This window comes from Nocardia fusca NBRC 14340, assembly GCF_001618425.1.
GTDB classification, from domain to species: domain Bacteria; phylum Actinomycetota; class Actinomycetes; order Mycobacteriales; family Mycobacteriaceae; genus Nocardia; species Nocardia fusca.
Map to the genome: position 1 here is coordinate 14853 of NZ_BDCU01000070.1, position 20916 is coordinate 35768.

Below are 20916 nucleotides of genomic sequence, written 5' to 3' on the forward strand. Positions count from 1 at the left end.
TCAGAACTTCAGCAGGTTGGCGTCGTCGACCGAGGTCGAGCGGCGGGCGCGGAAAATGGTGACGATGATGGCCAGACCGACCACGACCTCGGCCGCGGCGACCACCATGGTGAAGAAGGCGAAGACCTGGCCGTCGAGGTTCGCGTGCATCCGCGCGAAGGTGACGAACGCGAGGTTTACCGCGTTGAGCATGAGCTCGATGCACATGAAGACGATGATCGCGTTACGCCGCAACAGCACGCCCGCGGCGCCGATGGTGAACAGTAGCGCGGACAGGAACAGATAGTTCTCGGGATTCACCGGATACCTTCCTCGTCGGCCGGGCGGGCGGTGCGGGCGTCGTCGGATCCCGGGGCCGGCGCGGAGCCGACCGAGAGCACCGCGGCATCGGTGAGTGCCTGGGTGCGGCGGTGCCGCAGAATGGTCGAGACCGACAGCTCCTCGAACGATCCGTCCGGTAGCCGCGCCGGGATGTCCACCGCGTTGTGCCGGGCGTAGACGCCGGGGGTGGGCAGCGGGGTGGGCCGGTGCCCGGCGTCGCGGAACCGCCGGCGTGACAGTTCCCGCTGGCCGAGTTTCGGACCGAACGGCTCCCGGTGGGCCAGCAACATGGCACCGATGGTGGCGGCGATCAGCAGTGCGCCGGTGAGTTCGAAGGCCCAGACGTAGCGTACGAAGATCAGTTCGGCCAGGGCGCCGATCACGTCACGACCCGGGAAACCGGCGGCGGGGAATTCGATTCCGGAATTGCGGACCCCGTGCGCGATACCCGTGCACAGCAGGACCCCGAAGCCGACGCCGACCACCCCGGCGGCGATCCGCTGCCCGCGCAGCGTCTCCCGCAGCGATTCCGCCGAATCGACTCCGACCAGCATCAGGACGAACAGGAACAGCATCATGACCGCTCCGGTGTACACCACGATCTGCACGACGCCGAGGAAGAGCGCGTCCTGGGCGATGTAGAACACCGCCAGCGTGATCATGGTGGCGGCCAGGCAGATCGCCGAGTGCACGGCCTTGGCCGCGAAGACCATACCGAGCGCGCCGAGTACCGCCAGCGGGGCGAGGATCCAGAACTGCACCGTTTCACCGGTTCCGGCGTCGGTCAGCGGGGCCGCGGCCAGCAGGGCCGATTCGGTGCCGATCATCGGTTACCTCCCGGCGCGGTATCGGCGGTGGGCCGCTGTGCCGCGGGACCTACCCGGCCGAGGTAGTAGTCGGCTTCGGTGCTGCCCGGTTGCATCTCGTGCGGCGGGGCCTGCATCTCCGGGGCCAGCGGGGCGAGCAACCGGTCCTTCTCGTAGATGAGATCGGCGCGGTTGTCGTCGGTCATTTCGTACTCGTTGGTCATCGTCAAGGCCCGGGTCGGGCACGCCTCGATGCACAGGCCGCAGCCGATACAGCGCAGATAGTTGATCTGGTACACCCGCCCGTAGCGTTCACCGGGGGAGAAGCGCTCCTCGTCGGTGTTGTCGGCGCCTTCGACGTAGATCGCGTCGGCCGGGCAGGCCCAGGCGCACAGCTCGCAGCCGATGCACTTCTCCAGCCCGTCGGGATGCCGGTTGAGCTGGTGGCGTCCGTGATAGCGGGGCGCGGTGGGGACCTTCTCCTCGGGATAGAACTCGGTATTGGGCTTCTTGAACATGGTGAGCGCGGTGACCGCGAAACCCGCCAGCGGTTCGAGGAGTCCGGGGGAGGAGGTGATGGTCGAGGTCCGCTCCGGCAGCGGCGGGGTCGGGAATCCCAGGAAGACCTGACCCCCGCTCGGCGTGCCCGGTGGCGCGTTTCCCACCGGGAGATCGTCTTCGGGACCGAATTCCGGCGCGGTGGCCGGGGCGTTCCCGGCCCGGAGGAACAACCCGATCAGTAGCCCGGTGAGCAGCAGGCCGCCGATCACCAGGATCGGGGTGCGCACGGGATAGCCCTCGAGATCGAGGACCCGGGCGGTGGCCACCACCATCACCCAGGCCAGCGAGGTCGGGATGAGCAGTTTCCAGCCCAGGTTCATGAACTGGTCGTAGCGCAGCCGCGGCAGCGTACCGCGCAGCCAGATGAACACGAACAGGAACATCCAGACCTTGGCGGTGAACCACAGCAGCGGCCACCAGCCCGAATTCGCGCCCTCCCACAGGTTGACCGGGAACGGGGCGCGCCAGCCGCCGAGGAACATGGTGGTCGCCAGCGCCGAGACCGTGGCCATGTTCACGTATTCGGCGAGCATGAACATCGCGAACTTCAGCGAGGAGTACTCGGTGTGGAACCCGCCGACGAGTTCGCCCTCGGCCTCGGGCAGGTCGAACGGTGCCCGGTTGGTCTCCCCGACCATGGAGATGCAGTAGATGAGGAACGAGGGCAACAGCAGGAACACATACCAGGTGGGCTGCTGGGCGGCGACGATGCCGGATGTCGCCATGGTGCCGCCGAGCAGGAACACCGCCCCGAAGCAGAGCGCCATGGAGATCTCGTAGGAGATCACCTGCGCGGTGGAGCGCAGACCGCCCAGCAGCGGATAGGTGGAACCCGAGGCCCAGCCGGCCAGCACGATCCCGTACACACCGATCGAGGTGACCGCAAGGATATAGAGGACACCAACGTGTAGATCGGTGAGCTGCAGGGCGGTCCGCTGCCCCAGGATCGAGACCTCCGGCCCGAACGGGATCACGGCGAAGGCCAGCACGGCCGAGACGACCGAGATGATCGGCGCGAGCACGAAGATGGGTTTGTCCACGATCGCGGGGACGATATCTTCTTTGAACGCCATCTTCACGCCGTCGGCGGCGCTCTGCAGCAACCCCTTGGGCCCCACGCGGTTGGGCCCGACCCGCATCTGCATCCAGGCCACGACCTTGCGTTCGATCAGCACGCCGAACAGCACGGTCAGCAACAGGAATACGAAAACGGCGACGGCTTTGGCGGCGACCAGCCACAGCGCGTCGTGACCGAAGAGGGACAGATCAGTCATGGTCGGATGCCTCCGTCCGCTGGTCGGCGCGCCGTAGGGTCACGACGTCGCCCGGTCGGGCGCCGAGATCGGTGTGGATCGAGCACCCGGGTGAGTTCATGGGCAGCCATACCACCCGGTCCGGCATCTCGGTGACGGCCAGCGGCAGGGTCACCGCGCCGTAAGGGGTCGTCACGGTGACCGGAGCGCCGTCGGTGGCGCCCACTTCCGCGGCCGTGGTCGCCGACAATCTGGCCACCGGTGGGCGCGCGATACCGGCCAGATTCGGTTCGCCGTCCTGCATCCGCCCCTGGTCCAGCAGCATCCGCCAGCTCGTCAGCACCGCGGTGCCGGGTTCGGGGCGGACGGGCGGCGCGGCCGGCCGTGTGGGGGGCGCGACCGTGGCGCCGGTCCACGGGCCGAGACGGTCGAGTTCGGCCCGCGCGGCGGCGGTATCGGGGAGACCGAGCGCCACACCCACTTCCGCCGCCAGACTGTGCAGCACCCGCAGATCCGACAGCGGCGCGGCGGTGCGGCGCACGGTGCTGTCGGTGAGCGCCGCGGCGAACGGACGTGGGCGGCCCTCCCAGGTGCGGAAGGTGCCGGATTTCTCCATCGCCGTGGCCACCGGGAACACCACGTCGGCGTACGCGGTGACCTCGCTGTGCCGTTGTTCCAGCGAGATCACGAAATCGGCGGCCCGCAGGGTGGCCCGCGCCGCGGCGGGATCGGGCAGGTCGGCGAGTTCGATACCGCCGACCACCAGGGTGCCCACCGTCGCGGTGCCGTCGAGAACCGACGCGGTATCGCGGCCCGGTTGGTCGGGAAGGTCGGTGACACCCCAGATCTCGGCCACCTGCCGCCGGGCCTCGGGGTCGGTGACGGGCCGTCCACCGGGGAGCAGGCCGGGCAGCGCGCCGGCCTCCACCGCGCCGCGTTCGCCGGCCCGCCGCGGCACCCAGGCGAGTGCGGCGCCGGTATCGGCGGCGAGGCGGATCGCCGCGGAGAGCGCACCGGGGGCTGTCGCCAGTCGTTCGCCGACCAGGATCACCGCGCCGGGTTCCCGCAGCAGCCGGGCCGGGCCGGGCTCGGAGCCGGGTTCGATCAGCTCGGTGAGGATCTGGGCCTCGCTGCCGGGGACCGCCGGGACGAGGGTGCCCGCCATCCGTTCCAGGCCGCGCGACGCGTAGGCGGCGATCGAGAAGACCGGCACCCCGTGGGTCCGGGCCGCTTTGCGCAGCCGCAGATAGACGATGGGTGATTCCTCCTCCGGTTCGAACCCCGCCAGGAGCACGACCGGTGCGGCAGCCAGACTGTCATAGGTGACAGTGCCGGTGTGTCCGGCGACCCAGGCGCCCAGGAACTCCGCTTCCTCCGCGGTCTGGGCCCGGGCACGGAAGTCGATATCGTTGGTGCCCAGCACCGTCCGCGCGAATTTGGCGTACGCGTACGCCTCCTCCTCGGTGATCCGGCCGCCGGGCAGCACCGCCGCGTTACCCACACCGGCGCGCAGACCGCGCGCGGCGGCCGCGAGTGCTTCGGACCATGAGCACGGTGCCAGCGCTCCGTCGGCACCGCGCAGCAGCGGGCCGGTGATCCGATCGCGTTCACCGGTGTAGGCGAACGCCCAGCGTCCCTTGTCGCAGTTCCATTCCTCGTTGACCTCGGGATCGTCGCCGGCCAGGCGGCGCATGACCTTCCCGCGCCGGTGGTCGGTGCGCTGGGCGCAACCGGAGGCGCAGTGCTCACAGATATTAGGGCTGGAAACCAGGTCGAACGGGCGGGCCCGGAACCGGTAGCTGGTACCGGTGAGAGCGCCGACCGGGCAGATCTGCACGGTGTTACCGGAGAAGTACGAATCGAGGGGTTCGTGCGCGGCGGTCCCGACCTGCTGGAGCGCGCCGCGGTCGAGCAGTTCGATGAACGGGTCCCCGGCGATCTGCTGGGAGAAACGGGTGCAGCGTGCGCACAGCACGCACCGTTCACGATCGAGCAGGACCGCGGTCGACAGTGGAATCGGTTTCGGGTACTTGCGCTTCTCCCCGTCGAACCGGCTCTCCGACCGCCCGGTGGACATGGCCTGGTTCTGCAGCGGGCACTCCCCGCCCTTGTCGCAGACCGGGCAGTCCAGCGGATGGTTGATCAGCAGCAGTTCCATCACACCCTGCTGCGCTTTCGCCGCGACCGCGGAATCGAGTTGGGTGTGCGCCACCATGCCCTCGGTGACCGTCATGGTGCAGGACGCCACGGGTTTACGCTGGCCCTCCACCTCCACCAGGCACTGCCGGCAGGCGCCGACCGGGGCGAGCAGTGGGTGATCGCAGAACCGGGGGATCTGGATACCGATCAGTTCGGCGGCGCGGATGAGCAGGGTGCCGGCCGGGACACTGACCGTGGTGCCGTCGATCGTGACGGTGACCAGGTCGGCCGGCTGCAGATCGGCGGAATCGGTACGGACGGTGGCGGTCATCGGATCCCCTCTCCGGCCGCGGAGCCGGCCCAGGCGGTCGCGCGGGCCGGATCGAACGGGCAGCCGCCGTGCGTCATATGCGCGAGGTATTCGTCGCGGAAGTACTTCAGCGAGGACACGATGGGGCTGGCCGCACCGTCGCCGAGCGCGCAGAAGGACTTGCCGTTGATGTTGTCGGCGATATCCAGGAGTTTGTCCAGGTCGGCGGGTGTGCCCTGGCCTGATTCGAGCCGGGTGAGCAGCTGGACCAGCCAGTACGTCCCCTCCCGGCACGGGGTGCACTTACCGCAGGATTCGTGGGCGTAGAACTCGGTCCAGCGCAGCACCGCACGGACCACGCAGGTGGTGTCGTCGAAGATCTGCAGTGCTTTGGTGCCCAGCATCGAACCCTGCGCCATGACGTTCTCGTAGTCCAGTGGTACATCGAGATGTTCGGCGGTGAACAGCGGTGTCGAGGAACCGCCGGGCGTCCAGAACTTGAGGGACCGGCCCGCGCGGACCCCGCCCGCGTACCCGAGCAGCTCACGCAGGGTGATGCCGAGCGGCGCCTCGTATTGGCCGGGCCGGGCGATATGCCCGGACAGTGAGTACAGCGTGAAACCGGGTGATTTCTCGCTGCCCATGGAGCGGAACCAGGCCGGGCCGTTGCGGATGATGGGCGGCACACTGGCGATGGATTCGACATTGTTCACCACAGTCGGGCTGGCGTACAGACCCGCGACCGCCGGAAACGGCGGGCGCAACCGGGGCTGTCCGCGCCTGCCCTCCAGCGAATCCAGCAGGGCGGTCTCCTCACCGCAGATATAGGCGCCGGCGCCGGCGTGCACGGTGAGCTCCAGATCGTAGCCGGAGCCGAGGATATCGCGGCCCAGCAGCCCGGCGGCGTAGGCGTCGGCGACCGCGGCCTGCAGCCGGCGCAGTACTGGCACCACCTCACCGCGCAGATAGATGAAGGCGTGCGCGGCGCGAATGGCATAGGCGGCGATGATCACGCCTTCGATGAGCGAATGCGGTGCCGCGAGCATGAGCGGGATGTCCTTGCAGGTGCCCGGTTCGGATTCGTCCGCGTTCACCACCAGGTAGTGCGGTTTCGTCGAGCCGTCGGGTTCGGGGCCCTGCGGGATGAAACCCCATTTCATACCGGTCGGGAACCCGGCCCCGCCGCGGCCGCGCAGGCCGGCGTCCTTGACCGTGGTGATCACCTGGTCCGGCGTCATGGCGAGCGCGATCGGCAGGGCTTCGTATCCCTCGTGGGCCCGGTAGGTGTCGAGGGTCCAGGAATTCGGCAGATCCCAGTACTTGCTGAGGACGGGCGTCAGGGTCATCGGGCACCGTCCTCGTCCGGTACCTCGGGTGCCCGCATACCCTGCTCGCGCGCGGTGTCCAGACCGGTGAGCGTCGGGGCGCCGGGTTCTCCGTCGAGTACGCCGGGCCGGGTGTCCGGGAACCCGGCGAGTACCCGCGCGGTGTCCCGGAAGGTACACAGCGGCGCGCCGCGGGTCGGGGTGACGGTACGGCCGTCGCGGAGTGCGTCCACCAGTTCGCGGGCCGATTCCGGGGTCTGGTTGTCGAAGAACTCCCAGTTCACCATGATCACCGGTGCGTAATCGCAGGCCGCGTTGCATTCGATGTGCTCGAGGGTGATCGCGCCGTCGTCGGTGGTCTCCCCGTGCGCGATCCCCAGATGCTCACGCAGTTCCGCGAGGATGGCATCGCCTCCGAGGACCGCGCACAGGGTGTTGGTGCAGACGCCCACGTGGTAGTCGCCGGTGGGGGTGCGCCGGTACATGGAGTAGAAGGTGGCGACCGCGGTCACCTCGGCGCCGGTGAGCCCGAGCAACTCCGCGCAGAACTCGATCCCGGTACTGCTGACATAGCCTTCTTCCGACTGCACCAGGTGGAGCAGCGGTAGCAGCGCCGAGCGGGGCTGCGGGTACCGGGCGATGATCTCCTTCGCGTCCGGCTCGAGCCGGGCACGAACATCCGCCGGGTAGGGCTGCGGCCGAGAACTCAGCCGCAAGAGAATCTCGGTCATACAACCTCTTTCGAAGCCGGTACATGCGTCCCGCGGAGACCGCAGCGTGGGCGGAGGTATCGTCTCAACGGTCCACACCGCCCATCACCGGATCGATGCTGGCGACGGCCGCGATCACATCGGCGACCATGCCGCCTTCGCACATCGCCGCCACGGCCTGCAGGTTGGTGAAGGAGGGATCGCGATAGTGCACGCGGTAGGGTCGCGTGCCACCGTCGCTGACCATATGGACGCCGAGCTCGCCGCGCGGCGACTCCACCGCCGCGTAGACCTGCCCCGGGGGCACCCGGATACCCTCGGTGACGAGCTTGAAGTGGTGGATGAGCCCCTCCATCGAGGTCCCCATGATCTTGCCGATGTGCTGTGGTGAATTACCCAGCCCGTCGGCGCCCAGTTCCAGGTCCGCGGGCCAGGCGATCTTCTTGTCTGCCACCATCACCGGACCGGGCCGCAAACGGTCCAGGCACTGTTCCACGATCGCCAGCGACTGCTTCATCTCCTCGATCCGGATGAGGTAGCGGCCGTAGCAGTCACAGGTGTCGGTGGTGGGGACGGTGAATTCGTAGGTGTCGTACCCGCAGTAGGGCATGGCCTTGCGCAGATCGTGCGGCAGACCGGTGGAGCGCAGGACCGGCCCGGTGACGCCGAGCGCGATACAGCCGGTCAGATCGAGGTAGCCGATGTTCTGGGTGCGCGCCTTGAAGATCGGATTGTGGGTGAGCAGATGCTCCATGTCCCGCAACCGTTTCGGCATCAGCGTCAAGAGGTCGCGCATCTTGGCGACCGCGTCGCCGGGCAGGTCCTGGGCGATGCCGCCGGGCCGGATGAACGCGTGGTTCATCCGCAGGCCGGTGATGTTCTCGAAGACGTCGAGGATCAGTTCGCGTTCCCGGAAGCCGAACAGCATCGGGGTCAGCGCCCCCAGCTCCATACCCCCGGTCGCCAGCGCCACCAGATGCGAGGAGATGCGGTTGAGCTCCATCAGCAGCACCCGGATCACGGTGGCGCGTTCGGGGATGTCGTCGGTGATGCCCAGCAGCCGCTCCACCCCGAGGCAGAAGGCGGTCTCGTTGAAGAACGGGGACAGATAGTCCATCCGGGTGACGAAGGTGACGCCCTGGGCCCAGGTGCGGAACTCGAGGTTCTTCTCGATACCGGTGTGCAGGTAGCCGATACCGCACCGGGCCTCGACCACGGTTTCGCCCTCGATCTCGAGGATGAGCCGCAGCACCCCGTGCGTGGACGGATGCTGCGGGCCCATATTGACGACGATGCGTTCCTCGCCCGCGCCGCGCAGGGCGTCGGCGACCTCGTCCCAGTCCTGCCCGGCGACCGTCAGTACGTGTTCGGTGGGGTCCGCACCGCTGTGGCCGGGCGCAGTGTGGGCGGCCCGGGAGTCGTCGCTGTCCGGCCCACCGGAGACTCCGGGCCGGTAATCGATCTCGCTCATCAGCTGTATGCCCTCCGCTCATCGGGCGGCGGTATCCGCGCGCCCTTGTACTCGACCGGTATCCCGCCCAGCGGGTAGTCCTTGCGCTGCGGGTGACCGCGCCAGTCGTCGGGCATGGTGATGCGGGTCAGTGAGGGATGCCCGTCGAACAGGATTCCGAAGAAGTCGTAGGTCTCCCGTTCGTGCCAGTCGCAGGTCGGATACACGCGGTACAGCGACGGGATGTGCGGGTCGGTGTCCGGGGCGGACACCTCGAGCCGTAGCCGGCGTCCGTGCGTGATCGAGTTCAGGTGATAGACCGCGCGCAACTCCCGGTCGGATTCGTCCGGGTAGTGCACGCCGCTCACCCCGAGGCACAGCTCGAACCGCAGCGCGGGATCGTCGCGCAGCGCCCGCGCCACCGCGACCAGGTGGTCGCGCTCCACGTGCAGGGTCAATTCGCCGCGGTCCACCACGACCTTCTCGATCGCGGCATCGAACCCGGCACCGGATGCCAGGGCCGCGCGCAGCAGGTCGACGACGGTGTCGAAATAGCTCCCATAGGGCGGCGCGCTGCCGCCGGGGAGCGCGACCCGATGGACCAGGCCGCCGTAGCCGGAGGTGTCGCCGCTGCCGGAGATCCCGAACATACCCCGGCGCATCCCGATGACCTCGTCCTCGGGACCGATCGGCTGTTCGGGTTCCACGGCGCGGCTGTCGGTGGAGCCGGGGTCCTCGGTGCTCATCGCAGCAGACCTTCCATCCGGATGGTCGGGGTGGCCGCCAGCGCCGCCGCTTCGGCGGCGCGGATCGCCTCGGTCCGGTTCACACCCATCGGGGTCGCCTGGATCTTCTCGTGCAGTGCGAGGATGGCGTTGAGCAGCATCTCCGGGCGTGGCGGACAACCCGGTAGGTAGATATCGACGGGGACCACATGGTCCACGCCCTGCACGATGGCGTAGTTGTTGAACATGCCGCCGGAGGAGGCGCACACCCCCATCGCCAGCACCCATTTCGGTTCGGTCATCTGGTCGTAGACCTGGCGGAGCACGGGCGCCATCTTCTGGCTGACCCGGCCGGCCACGATCATCAGATCGGCCTGCCGCGGTGAGGCACGGAAGACCTCCATGCCGAAACGCGCCGAATCGAATCTGCCACCGCCGGTGGCCATCATCTCGATCGCGCAGCAGGCCAGACCGAAGGTGGCCGGCCACACCGAGCCCTTGCGCATGTACCCCGCCATGGCTTCGACCGTGCTGAGCACGAAACCACTGGGCAGTTTCTCTTCCAAACCCATGTCCGACTACTCCCTGGATATCGGCCCGCGCCGGGCGCGGTGCGGCTGATCGGAGGTTCGCGGCTCAGTCCCAGCCGAGGCCGCCGCGCCGCCATTCGTAGGCGTAGGCGACCGAGACATTGACGATGAACAGTGCCATCGCGGCCAGTCCGAACACCCCGAGCGCATCGATATGGACCGCCCACGGGTAGAGGAACACGATCTCGATATCGAAGATGATGAACAGCATCGCGGTGAGGTAGTACTTCACCGGAAACCGTTGTCCGGTAATGCTTCCCGCGCCTCCGGCCGTCGCGTGCGGGGTGGGTTCGATACCGCACTCGTAGGCCTGTAGTTTCGCGCGGTTGTAGCGTTTGGGGCCGATGAGGCCGGCGATCAGGATCGAGATCACCGCGAACGCGGCGGCGACCGCGCCGAGGACCAGTATCGGCAGTTCGGTGTTCACGACTGCGCTTCCCCTCCTTGCGAACTGGAACCCCGCGGTTGTGCCACCGGGTTCCGCGAACGGGGTCGGGCGGTGGATGCGTATGCCCCGCGCCGCCGGATCGTCCCCGGATTCGACACAGGGCTGGGGGAGGATCAGTCGACGCGGGTTATAGGTCATCTCCCGCGCTCATGTGAGCTAAAGCACAGCCTACAACTGTCGTGGCAGGACGAACGCGGATTCGTAGAGGGCTTTGATCGAATTCGCGACTGAGATTTATGAGCGAATGAACCTAATCATCGCTCAGGCAGCCGGGCGCCGGCGCAGCAGATCGACCACGATCTCGGTGAGTCGCAACGGGTCGATCGGATGGGTGGCGACGGCTTCGGCCCGCGACCAGTTCGCCAGCCAGGCATCGTCGGCGCGCCCGGTGAGCACGACCAGCGGCGGGCACCCGCGGATCTCGTCCTTGAGCTGTTTGGCCAGACCCATCCCGCCCACCGGCGCGGATTCGCCGTCCAGTACGGCCAGATCGGCCGCGCCGGCATCCATCCGCTCCAACACCACCGGGGCCGTGGCCACCTCGAGGTACTCCAGCGGCGGTAGGTCCGGATGCGGCCGGCGGCCGAGCGCCAGCATCACCTGACCCCGGGTGTCGGCGTCGTTGCTGTAGACCAGGACCCGCAGCGCGGCGGGAGTATTCGCATCGGCCACGTTCGCATGGTACGTCCGCGACCACGGGTTTCGTGGCAGCTTGGCCCAGATCGGCGGTGTGGACGGAGGGTCGGCATATGGACGCGCACGGCCGGAGCGGATGCGGAGGTTTCGCCGAGGTGGTTGGGGGGATGGTGGTGTGGACGGGGGGTCGGCATGTGGACGCGCATGGCCGGAGCGGATGCGGAGGTTTCGCCGAGGTGGTTGGGGGGATGGTGGTGTGGACGGGGGGTCGGCATATTGACGCGCACGGCCGGAGCGAATGCGGAGGTTTCGCATAAGATGCCACGGTGACGGACGAGCTGGTCGGGGAACTCATCGATACGGTCGCCTGGGTCCTCGTCGTGGACGGGCGGATCCTGTGTGCGCGTCCGCGCGGCAAGGACGTCTTCTATATCCCGGGCGGGAAACGGGAGGCCGGCGAATCCGACGAGCAGACGCTGCGGCGCGAGATCACCGAGGAACTGACCGTCGCGCTGGTACCGGAGACGGTCGAGCCGGTGGGGGTCTACGAAGCGGTCGACGGCGGCGCGCGGGTCCGGATGAGCTGCTACCGCGCGGACTATCGCGGAACGCTGGCCGCGAGCAGTGAGATCGCCGAACTCGCGTGGTTCGGCTTCGGCGATCGGCCCCTGGTGCCGCCGGTGGACCAGTTGCTGTTCGACGAACTCCACGCGGCGGGCCACCTGGCACGCTGACCCGGCGGGCGGAACCGGTGCGGTCCCGCCCGTGCCGGCCTACTTGGTGGTGAGATTCGGGCGGGTGGCCCGTTCGATGAGATGCTCGATCAGACTGAGCAGCACATTCTTCGCCGACACCCGGTCGCGCGCGTCGCACAGCATGACCGGGATGGACGGGTCGAGGTCGAGCGCGTCGCGGACCTCGTCGATCGTGTACCGCGGCGCACCGTCGAAACAGTTCACCGCGATCAGGAAGGGCAGGCCGCGCCGCTCGAAATAGTCGATGGCGGCGAAGGAATTCCCCAACCGGCGGGTATCGGCCAGGACCACCGCGCCGAGCGCGCCCCGGGCGAGTTCGTCCCACAGGAACCAGAAGCGATCCTGGCCGGGGGTGCCGAACAGGTACAGCACCAGGTCCTTGTCGATGGTGATCCGGCCGAAGTCCAGCGCCACCGTTGTGGTGGTCTTGGACTCGACACCGGACAGATCATCGATGCCGGTGCTGAGTTCGGTGATCATCTCCTCGGTGCGTAGCGGCGGGATCTCGCTGATCGAGGCCACCATGGTGGTCTTGCCGACGCCGAAACCACCGGCGATGAGGACCTTCACCGACGCAGCAAGAGCCGGAGCCCCGGGGTCCATCCGGGCAGGGTCAAATTTTTCGGATTCCATCCAGTACCGCTCGCAATACGTTGAAGTCGCCGGGACCGGACTCCATCTGCACGGGAGCCCGGAAGATCAGATGGCCGTCACCGATCAGATCTCCGACGAGAATCTTGGTCACCGCCAGCGGCAGTTTCAAGGCGGCTGCCACCTCCGCCACTGTTTGTGCTTCCGTGCACAGGTGCACGATATCGGTGTACTCGGGTTCGATCCGGCGCAACGGCGGGGCACCACGAGCTTTGACCACGACAGTGAGCATATCCAGGTCGTGGCCCGCGCCCACAGTGCGACCCTTGGTGATGGCGTACGGCCGCACCAGAGGTCCGGCGTCGTCGTCGAACCAGGGTTCCCGTGGCCCGGTCATACCCGCATACCCGTCATGGCACCGTTGCTGTTTTCCGCGGTTACTGGGGGTCGGCCCCGGTCCCGCCGCGGGAACCGGTCGACAGATGGCTGCCGACCCGCTGGACGGTGAGGTTCATCTCGTAGGCCACCATGCCGAGATTGGCGTCCGCGGCGGCCTGTACAGCGATGCACGCGTTGTCACCGGCCGAGGTGACGAACAGTACGGCGCGATCGAGTTCGATCACCGCCTGCCGTACGGCACCGCCTTCGAACCGCGCGCCGGCGCTCCGGGCCAGGCCGTGCAGGGTGGACGACATCGCGGCGAAATGCTCGGCCTCGGTGCGATCCATTTTCGAGGAGTGGCCCAGCAGCATTCCGTCGGTGGACAGTACGACCGCGAGGCGGACTCCCGCGAGTCGCTCGACCAGGTCGTCGAGCAGCCAGTTCAGGTCACCTTGTGTGGAAGTGGACACTTAGCCTTCCTGTTCATCCGGGGATGCGCCATCCGCCGCCGGGTTCCCGGCGCCGGCTTCTGCGGCGGGCAATGGCTTGCGGCCCTGCCGGGTGCCGTTCTCGATCGCCGACATCAGATCCCTCGCCTGTTCGGCCGAGCGTGGCCGCGCCGTTGCGGCGGTCTGGGCGGCGTCCGAAACTTCCGGTCGCGGTGCGACTTTAGCCTGCCTGCTACGGCGGGGTAAAGCCGGACGACCGTCGGGCAGCAGGGTCGGTTCGGCGGTGGTCTCCGTGGCCTCGGGCCGGGCGACCGGAACGGTGTCGGATGTACCGGTCACCGCGGCGCCGGCCTGCTCGGCCCGATCGCCGGTGGACTCGGCGTCGTGGGGCCGGTCGGCGAGCAGCGTCGCGATGGCGGAGCTCTCGGGGAGGGGGTCGGTAGGGTTCTCCGTGCCGCCCTCCGGCCCTGGACCCGGGGTCCGGGGCAGCCCGGTCAGCGGTGTGGTCTCCTCGGCGGGATCGGTCAGCAGGGTCGCGGGCACGATGACCACCGCCCGGACACCGCCGTATTCCGATTCCCACAGCCGCACCGCGACACCGTGGCGGGCCGCCAGCTGCGCGACGACGAAGATGCCCAGCCGCGAATCCTTCTGCAGGGCCGCGACCTCGAAGTTCGGCGGGTTCTCCAGAAGTTCGTTGAGACGCTCGCGGTCCTCCTCCGAGATGCCCATGCCCTGATCGGTGATCTCCACGGCCACGCCCTTGCCGATCACCGAACCGGTGACCTGGACCCGTGACTGCGGCGGGGAGAACGACGTGGCGTTGTCGACGAGTTCGGCGAGCAGATGGATGAGGTCGCCGACGGCGTTGCCGGCGATACGGAGTTCGGGCAGGCGGGCCAGCCGCACCCGGGTGTAGTCCTGGGTTTCCCCCACCGCACTGCGTACCAGGTCGACCAGCGGTACGGGGGCGCGCCACTGGCGGCCGGGTTTTCCACCACCGAGGATGGTGAGGTTCTCGGCGTTGCGGCGTTCGCGGGTGGCCAGATGGTCGAGTTTGAACAGGGTGTCCAGCATGGCCGGGTCTTCTTCGCGCCGTTCGGCGTCGTCGAGGATCTCCAGTTGTTTGTGGACCACGATCTGGCTGCGGTGGGCGATATTGAGGAAGATCGCCTTCACGCCCTCCTGGGTGCGTGCCTCGGTGATCGCGGCATTGACCGCCACGGCGTGCGCGTGTTCGAAGGCGGTGGCCACCGCCCCGAGTTCGTCCCGGCCGAAGTCGAGCTTCGCGGCGGCCGCGGTTTCGTCGATGTCCTCCCCGGCACGTAGGCGTTCGAGCATATCGGGCAGGCGTTCGTCGGCGAGGGCCAGCGTATGGTCGCGCAACCGCACCAGGCGGTGGATGAACCGGTTGGCCAGGACCAGCGATACCCCGAACACGGCCGCGGAGATCACCAGGACCGCCAGGCCGATCAGCAGCGACTGATTGGTGGTGCGGGCCGCCGCGTCCAGCGACAGCTCCTGCATGAGCTGGCTCTGGTCGTCCCAGAGGTTCAGCATCTCCTGGTTGACGTGGTCGGCTGCGGCCTGCCACGCCGTCAGCTGACTCGGCGAGAGAGCGGGCGCGGTGTGCTCGGCGTCGGCCGCGCCGACGCTGCGGGCGATGAGCGTGTTCTCGGTGCGGGCCAGCAGCCGCCATTCCGGGCTGTCGACCAGGGCGCGCACCCGCTCGCCGAGCTCCGGATCCAGCTGAGTGGCCAGCAGGGCGGTTTCGGTGTGGTAGAAGCCGGTCTGCTGGATGAATTCGTCGGGCAGTGCGACCGGGTTGCCGGTGCGCAGCGCCGCGCCGGCGAGGGCGTGACTACGCGAAGCCGCTTCCAGCGCGTGCATGATGCGCGACACCAGGCCCAGCTGGCCGACCGCCTCCGGGTCCTGTTCGAAGGTGTGCGACAGCTGGGCGCCGGTGCTGAAGGCATCGAGCACCCGGACGTAGAAGGTATAGGCGTCACCGGTCGGCACCGCGCGGGTGTCGACCGCGGTACGGATATTGCCGAGCTGCTGGGTGAGGGTGGTGAACGAGCCGACGTCGTCGGTGATCTCCGCCGGCTGCAGTTCCCGGATCCGCTGTGCTCCGGTGACCAGGTCGCGGAGGGCTTGGTCGGTGTTGGGCCGGACGGCGGCGAGAGCGGCGGCCGCGGTGGGATCACCGGCCAGATGGGCGAGCGTGAGGCGGCGCTCGTTCTGGACCACCTCGTACACATCGCGAGTGGGACCCGAGACCTCGCGTAACGCCTCGGTCACCTGCCGGTTGTGTTGTCCCTGGTCGATCAGATAGCCCGTCGCACCCACACCGGCCACCAACAGGGTCAGACTCGGGATGAGTGCGATGGCCAGGATCCGGGCGCGGACACCGAGCCTCGCTCTGAACATCGGCACAAGTTAACCGTTGGACCGGTTTCCTGCACATCGAATCCCATTGAACAGGACTCACTTTGACACCGGATCCGGCATATGCGGCGTGGCGGCGCCGCCGCCGGCCGGTGCGCCGTGGGTAGATTTGTCCTCACCTCGCGAATACCGACAGGTAGGAGGCGTGATGCCTGTACCGGAAACCGAAGTCTTCGACCGGTTGCGCACTCTGGTCGCGATCGACGATGCCGCTGCCCGCCCACCTCGTAGGATCGACGAGGTCTTCACCGGCAAACCGCTGGGTACGGTGCCGGTCGGCACGGCCGAGGATGTCGCCGCGGCCGTCGCCCGCGCCCGCGTGGCGCAGTCCCACTGGGCGGCCCGCCCGGCGCGGGAACGCGCCCGGGTGTTCCACCGCTACCGGTCCCTGGTCGTGGCACAGCGGGCCGCGCTGATGGATGTGATCCAGGCGGAGACGGGTAAGGCGCGCTGGGCGGCCCAGGAAGAGGTCATGGGGCTGATGTTCGCCGCGCGGTATTTCGCGCGCGTGGCGCCCACGCTGCTGGACGAGCGGCGGGTGCCCGGGGCCTTCCCGGTGCTGAACCGCGCGTTCGTCGACGTCCGGCCCAAGGGGGTCGTCGCGGTGATCGCGCCCTGGAACTATCCGCTGGTGCTGTCCCTGGGCGATGCGATTCCCGCACTGCTGGCGGGCAACGCGGTAATCCTCAAACCCGACAGCTCGACGCCGTTCTCCGCGCTCGCCGGCGCCGAACTGCTCTACCGTGCCGGGCTGCCCCGGGATCTGCTGGCGGTGGTCACCGGTCCCGGCCCGGTGGTCGGCGCGGCGATGGTGGACTGCTGTGACTATCTGATGTTCACCGGTTCCTCGGCCACCGGCCGGACGCTCGCCCAGCGGTGCGGCGCGCGGCTCATCGGGTTCTCCGCCGAGCTGGGCGGTAAGAATCCGATGATCGTCACCGACGACGCCGATATCGGCCGTGCGGCGCGGGCGGCCGTCCGCGCGTGTTTCTCCAATGCCGGCCAGTTGTGCATCTCCATCGAACGGATCTATGTGCACCGAGCGGTGGCCGAGGAGTTCACCGAGAAGTTCACGGCCGCCGTATCGGCCGCAAGACTCGGTGCCGCATACGACAACTCGGTCGATATCGGCTCGCTCATCTCCGCGGCACAGCTGCGTATCGTCACCGACCATCTCGCCGATGCCGTCGCCAAGGGCGCGCAGGTACGCGCCGGAGGTGCGGCGCGACCCGATATCGGTCCGCTGTTCTTCGAACCGACGGTGCTCACCGGGGTCACCGAGGAGATGGTCTGCGCGCGTGAGGAAACCTTCGGGCCGTTGGTCTCGATCTATCCGGTCGATTCCGTGGCCGAGGCGGTGGCAGCGGCCAACGACACCGAATACGGATTGAACGCGAGCGTCTGGGCGGGCGGTCTCGCCGAAGGCGAACGGATCGCGCGGCTGCTGAAGACCGGTACCGTCTGCGTGAACGAGGGATACGCACCGGCCTGGGGCACGACCGCGGCGCCGATGGGCGGGACCGGGATCTCCGGTGTGGGCCGCCGGCACGGGCCCGAGGGGTTGCTCAAATACACCGAACCGCAATCGGTGGTCTCGACCCGTTTCCTGAACCTGGACCCGCCCCCACTGATCCCCCGGGACCTGTGGCAGCGGGTGCTGATGACGATCGCCCGGTCGCTGCGGTTACTGCCCGGTCGCTGAGACCGGCCGGGTCAGGTCGCGGTACCGTGGCCGCCGCGTTTGCGGCTGTCGAGCGCGGCGGCTTCCGCGGCACTGAGCCGGCGGGCGCGGAGCAGGAAGATCGCGGCCTCTTCGGGCGGCGATCCGCCGTTCGAATCACCGCCGGGTGCCGGACCGGCATCGGCGGGCACGTCCACGGTGAGATGTTCGCGCTCGAAACGGGCGTAGGCCTGCGCGCTCATCCACAGTTCGGTATGCCAGGCGAGGCGGCCGAACAGAGTATCTCCCTCGGCCGCGCGGAAATCGCGGATCGGGAGCCAGTCCGGTTGCGGGTCGGCGGAATCGCGGTGCGCGAGGTACAGCAGGATGGGCCCGTGCTGTTCGATCAACTCGCGTAACGCGTTGCGGGCCCGATCCGTTACCGCGACCCGGTCGCTGCGATACGCCATCAGCAGCTCCGCGCCGTGCTGTGGCACCGCGGTGGCGTTGCCGAATCGATCCGATGAAACATCTCGCTCCCTTGTGCATCGTCGCCGGCCCCGTATCGGACGGTCCGGGGATTCGATACACCCGCCGTCCGGGATACCGGCTCGTGGCGGCCGGCACTTTTGCGAACACATTCTTGCGTATTGCCGTCGCCGGAGCGAGCGGGTGTCCGCGATCGGCCGAAAACGCTTGTGCTATAACCCTGTGCGCTCGTGGGCTCGGGACGAGTGTGCGGCCGGGCCGCCCGGACGGGCGCTACGGCGCCTCGGAAACCGGTGTGCGCCGGCTCATTTGCGGATGAAGATGCCCGCGACGTCGGCCCGCTCGATCGGAGTGTCGGCGTTGGCCTGCACACTGCACAGCGCGTTGACCGCCGCGATGGACAGGTCCACGTTCGTACCGCTCGGTTCCGCGCCCTGCTGTTCTTCCAGGAACTTGGTGATGGTGACGCGCTGGGTCTTCTGATCCTGCTCCACATACTCACGGCACGGGGTGTCGCCGCCCTTGTTCATGGCCCGTTCGATTTCGGTACAGCCGGCCAGTGTGAGCACGGCGGCCGCGATCAACAGGCCCGCGCGGGCTTTCGTGGCATTCATCGACAACAATCCTCCTGGTCGGCTCGGGTCGCGCGGTGCGGACCCGAGTCCAGTTCACTCTATGTCGGGCATACCCACCACGGCGGTCGGCTCACCCCGGCGGCCGGACGGGCGGTGATCCGGTGCCGGCGCCGAGAAATCCGGGAATGCCGTCGACCACCGAATCGACCAGGGCTGCCGCGGTCGTACCGAACAGGGTGCCGCGTTTGTCCAACTGGCCGTCGAGCCACAACGACGCCAGACCGTGGCCGAGCGCCCAGAGCGTGAGGGTGGTCGGTTCGGCGCGCTCCGGTGGCAGTTCGCCGGCGGTCACGCAGGCGTCGACCGCGGCGGCCAGTACGCCGAAGGCGGCTTCGCCGGCGGCGCGGGTATCGGGATGTTTCTCCGGCTGTGACAGTTCGGGACGGAACATCAGCCGGAAGTATCCGGGCTGCTCCCGGGCGAACCGGATATAACACTGTTCCAGTGCGAGGAGTGCCGCGGTGGGGGAGCCGGCGGTGGCGCGGGCGACGGAGAGCTGGTCGGTGAGCAGGCGGAAGCCCTGGGTGGCGAGATCGGCCAGTAGCGCCGCGCGATCGGCGAAATGGTGGTACGGGGCGCCGGAACTGACGCCGGCCTCGCGGGCGACCCGGCGCAGGCTCACCGCCGCGATGCCCTCGGTTTCGATGAGCCGCAGACAGGCGGCCAGCAGGGCATCGCGTAGGGCGCCGTGGTGGTAGGAGGTCCGGGTCACCTTCTGAGGGTAAGCGCCGGGTGTTCCATGCCCGGAGGGGGTCTGGACAGGAGATCTATGCGGTGCTTAGATTATCTGAGCAGCGTTTAGATCTACACCCTCGAGGACGGATGGAAATGAGCACACGAGTACTGGTGACCGGCGCCACGGGATTCGTCGCCGGGCATGTCATCGCCGAACTACTCGATCACGGCTACGCGGTCCGCGGCACGGTACGCGATCTCGCCGGCACCGGCAGGCGGGCGCATCTCGTCGACTACGCCGCCCGCGTGGGTGGTGACCTGGAGTTCGCCGCGACCGACCTCGATCACGACGCCGGTTGGGCCGAAGCCGTCGCGGGCTGCGCGCAGGTGCTGCATGTGGCCTCGCCCTTCCCGGCGACCCCGCCCGACGACGACAACGAACTGATCCGCACCGCAGTGGATGGAACGCTGCGGGTGCTGCGGGCCGCGGCCGCCGCACCCGGCGTACGGCGTGTGGTGCTGACCTCCTCGATCGCGGCGATCGCGCACGGGCATCGTGACGAGGTGGTGCGCACCGAGGCGGATTGGACCGTCGTGGAGCGCAGTCCGGCGTATCAGCGCAGTAAAACGCTGGCCGAGCGGGCGGCGTGGGAATTCGCCGAGTCCCTGCCCGCGGCGCGTGGTCTCGAGCTGGTCGTGCTGAACCCGGGAATGGTTCTCGGGCCGGTGCTGTCTCCGGAGACGAGCACCTCGCACGAACCGGTCCGCCGGCTACTGGCCGGCGCTGTTCCGGGTGTACCGCGTGTGGGGTGGTCGGTGGTCGATGTCCGCGATCTGGCGGTGGCGCACCGGTTGGCCATGGAGACCGCGCACGCGGCCGGGAACCGCTACATCTGCGCCGGTGACCATGTGTGGATGCGGGATATGGCGCAGATCCTGGCCGCGGCGTACGGGCCGCGCGGGTTCCGCGTCGCCACTCGTGCGCTGCCCGATCCACTCGTGCGCCTGGCGGCGCTGTTCGACCGTGGGCTGCGGCTGACGGTTCCGGTGCTGGGCAAGGCCGAGAGAGTGAGCGCCGCGCGCGCCCGGCGTGACCTGGGGTGGACGATGCGCCCGGTGGACGACACGGTGCGTGATACGGCGGAGAGTCTGCTGCGTACGGGGGTGGTGCCGTCGCCCGGCCGGGCCGGATCCGGTCCGAGTGCTCGCCCGGTGCCGGCGGCCGGGGTGTGAGGGGTCCGAGATGCTGATAGCGACACTGCTGATCACCCTGGGCGCGCTCGGGCGCCGATGGCGCAACGGCCGCCCGCCGGGGGAGAGTGCATCGGACCGGCCGGCGGAGGGAATCCGATGGCGGGGCGCGCGGGTCGTGGTGCCGATCGGGCTCGCCTCGTTGGGTGGTCTCACGGCTACTGTGACGGTGGTCTGCTGCTGAGGGTTCTGCCGACGGCCGAGCCATCCGGGCGGCAACACGATTCGGCCGCTCGAGGCGTTCGCCGTGCAGTGTTCGGCGATCGGCGCGGGCGCGGAACTCGTCTCCGGGCGTGCGGTCATGCCGG

General features: G+C 68.6%; 22 protein-coding genes. 4 read left to right on the forward strand and 18 right to left on the reverse strand.

Annotated features, from left to right (window positions below):
- From nuoK to NF4_RS35030, 11 genes are all read right to left on the reverse strand, one after another.
- Complete coding sequence (gene nuoK, locus NF4_RS34980; protein ID WP_030519458.1) at positions 1 to 300, reverse strand: NADH-quinone oxidoreductase subunit NuoK; 300 nt, start codon at positions 298 to 300, stop codon at positions 1 to 3.
- Positions 297 to 1148, reverse strand: coding sequence for an NADH-quinone oxidoreductase subunit J (locus NF4_RS34985; RefSeq protein ID WP_063131680.1), 852 nt, complete (start codon positions 1146 to 1148; stop codon positions 297 to 299). The genes nuoK and NF4_RS34985 overlap by 4 nt, the downstream gene beginning before the upstream one ends.
- On the reverse strand, positions 1145 to 2962 hold the full coding sequence (gene nuoH, locus NF4_RS34990; RefSeq protein WP_063131681.1) for an NADH-quinone oxidoreductase subunit NuoH: 1818 nt from the start codon (positions 2960 to 2962) through the stop codon (positions 1145 to 1147). The genes NF4_RS34985 and nuoH overlap by 4 nt, the downstream gene beginning before the upstream one ends.
- On the reverse strand, positions 2955 to 5411 hold the full coding sequence (locus NF4_RS34995; RefSeq protein ID WP_063131682.1) for an NADH-quinone oxidoreductase subunit G: 2457 nt from the start codon (positions 5409 to 5411) through the stop codon (positions 2955 to 2957). The genes nuoH and NF4_RS34995 overlap by 8 nt, the downstream gene beginning before the upstream one ends.
- Positions 5408 to 6736, reverse strand: a complete 1329-nt coding sequence (gene nuoF, locus NF4_RS35000; protein WP_063131683.1) for an NADH-quinone oxidoreductase subunit NuoF — start codon at positions 6734 to 6736, stop codon at positions 5408 to 5410. Before nuoF ends, NF4_RS34995 begins: the two co-directional genes overlap by 4 nt.
- A complete protein-coding gene (gene nuoE, locus NF4_RS35005) occupies positions 6733 to 7446 on the reverse strand; it encodes an NADH-quinone oxidoreductase subunit NuoE (protein ID WP_063131684.1) in 714 nt (237 codons plus the stop codon). The genes nuoF and nuoE overlap by 4 nt, the downstream gene beginning before the upstream one ends.
- 64 nt (positions 7447 to 7510) lie before the next feature.
- Complete coding sequence (locus NF4_RS35010; RefSeq protein WP_084533819.1) at positions 7511 to 8896, reverse strand: NADH-quinone oxidoreductase subunit D; 1386 nt, start codon at positions 8894 to 8896, stop codon at positions 7511 to 7513.
- Positions 8896 to 9621, reverse strand: a complete 726-nt coding sequence (locus NF4_RS35015; RefSeq protein ID WP_063131685.1) for an NADH-quinone oxidoreductase subunit C — start codon at positions 9619 to 9621, stop codon at positions 8896 to 8898. Before NF4_RS35015 ends, NF4_RS35010 begins: the two co-directional genes overlap by 1 nt.
- Positions 9618 to 10172 (reverse strand): NuoB/complex I 20 kDa subunit family protein, encoded by a 555-nt coding sequence (locus tag NF4_RS35020; RefSeq protein WP_030519466.1) that lies wholly within the window; start codon positions 10170 to 10172, stop codon positions 9618 to 9620. The genes NF4_RS35015 and NF4_RS35020 overlap by 4 nt, the downstream gene beginning before the upstream one ends.
- A 64-nt stretch (positions 10173 to 10236) precedes the next feature.
- Positions 10237 to 10617, reverse strand: a complete 381-nt coding sequence (locus tag NF4_RS35025) for an NADH-quinone oxidoreductase subunit A (protein ID WP_063131686.1) — start codon at positions 10615 to 10617, stop codon at positions 10237 to 10239.
- Between the two features lie 282 nt (positions 10618 to 10899).
- Positions 10900 to 11310 carry an Rv3143 family two-component system response regulator gene (locus NF4_RS35030; protein ID WP_063131687.1) on the reverse strand — a complete coding sequence of 137 codons (411 nt, stop codon included), beginning with the start codon at positions 11308 to 11310 and terminating at the stop codon, positions 10900 to 10902.
- Positions 11311 to 11600: 290 nt separating this feature from the next.
- On the opposite strand from NF4_RS35030, the gene NF4_RS35035 reads away from it, so the two are divergent.
- Positions 11601 to 12008: an NUDIX hydrolase gene (locus tag NF4_RS35035; protein WP_084533820.1), complete on the forward strand. Its 408-nt coding sequence runs from the start codon at positions 11601 to 11603 to the stop codon at positions 12006 to 12008.
- A 39-nt stretch (positions 12009 to 12047) separates the two neighbouring features.
- Here NF4_RS35035 and NF4_RS35040 read toward each other — a convergent pair whose 3' ends face one another.
- From NF4_RS35040 to NF4_RS35055, 4 genes are read right to left on the reverse strand one after another with little or no spacing between them, the layout of a single operon-like run.
- Positions 12048 to 12632, reverse strand: coding sequence for a GTP-binding protein (locus NF4_RS35040; protein WP_036512093.1), 585 nt, complete (start codon positions 12630 to 12632; stop codon positions 12048 to 12050).
- Between the two features lie 10 nt (positions 12633 to 12642).
- Positions 12643 to 13017 carry a DUF742 domain-containing protein gene (locus tag NF4_RS35045; protein WP_063131688.1) on the reverse strand — a complete coding sequence of 125 codons (375 nt, stop codon included), beginning with the start codon at positions 13015 to 13017 and terminating at the stop codon, positions 12643 to 12645.
- Between the two features lie 40 nt (positions 13018 to 13057).
- Positions 13058 to 13471 (reverse strand): roadblock/LC7 domain-containing protein, encoded by a 414-nt coding sequence (locus NF4_RS35050; protein WP_063131689.1) that lies wholly within the window; start codon positions 13469 to 13471, stop codon positions 13058 to 13060.
- The gene (locus NF4_RS35055; protein ID WP_063131713.1) at positions 13472 to 15880 is read right to left on the reverse strand and encodes a sensor histidine kinase; all 2409 of its coding nucleotides are present in this window, start codon (positions 15878 to 15880) and stop codon (positions 13472 to 13474) included.
- 166 nt (positions 15881 to 16046) lie between these two features.
- On the opposite strand from NF4_RS35055, the gene NF4_RS35060 reads away from it, so the two are divergent.
- Positions 16047 to 17600, forward strand: coding sequence for a succinic semialdehyde dehydrogenase (locus NF4_RS35060; RefSeq protein WP_063131690.1), 1554 nt, complete (start codon positions 16047 to 16049; stop codon positions 17598 to 17600).
- An 11-nt stretch (positions 17601 to 17611) separates the two neighbouring features.
- Here the strand turns inward: NF4_RS35060 and NF4_RS35065 are convergent, their stop codons facing one another.
- The 3 genes from NF4_RS35065 to NF4_RS35075 all read right to left on the reverse strand — a co-directional run bounded on the left by NF4_RS35065 (position 17612) and on the right by NF4_RS35075 (position 19394).
- Positions 17612 to 18028 (reverse strand): DUF779 domain-containing protein, encoded by a 417-nt coding sequence (locus NF4_RS35065; RefSeq protein ID WP_063814807.1) that lies wholly within the window; start codon positions 18026 to 18028, stop codon positions 17612 to 17614.
- A gap of 324 nt (positions 18029 to 18352) precedes the next feature.
- Positions 18353 to 18661: a hypothetical protein gene (locus NF4_RS35070; RefSeq protein ID WP_063131692.1), complete on the reverse strand. Its 309-nt coding sequence runs from the start codon at positions 18659 to 18661 to the stop codon at positions 18353 to 18355.
- 91 nt (positions 18662 to 18752) lie between these two features.
- A complete protein-coding gene (locus tag NF4_RS35075) occupies positions 18753 to 19394 on the reverse strand; it encodes a TetR/AcrR family transcriptional regulator (protein WP_084533822.1) in 642 nt (213 codons plus the stop codon).
- Positions 19395 to 19510: 116 nt separating this feature from the next.
- Here NF4_RS35075 and NF4_RS35080 point away from each other — a divergent pair, with 116 nt between their 5' ends.
- Together NF4_RS35080 and NF4_RS35085 are read left to right on the forward strand one after the other, a co-directional pair.
- The gene (locus NF4_RS35080) at positions 19511 to 20590 is read left to right on the forward strand and encodes an NAD-dependent epimerase/dehydratase family protein (protein ID WP_063131714.1); all 1080 of its coding nucleotides are present in this window, start codon (positions 19511 to 19513) and stop codon (positions 20588 to 20590) included.
- A 10-nt stretch (positions 20591 to 20600) separates the two neighbouring features.
- Entirely contained in the window at positions 20601 to 20792 is a 192-nt protein-coding gene (locus NF4_RS35085; protein ID WP_157120770.1) for a hypothetical protein, read from the forward strand.
- Positions 20793 to 20916 lie beyond the last annotated feature (124 nt).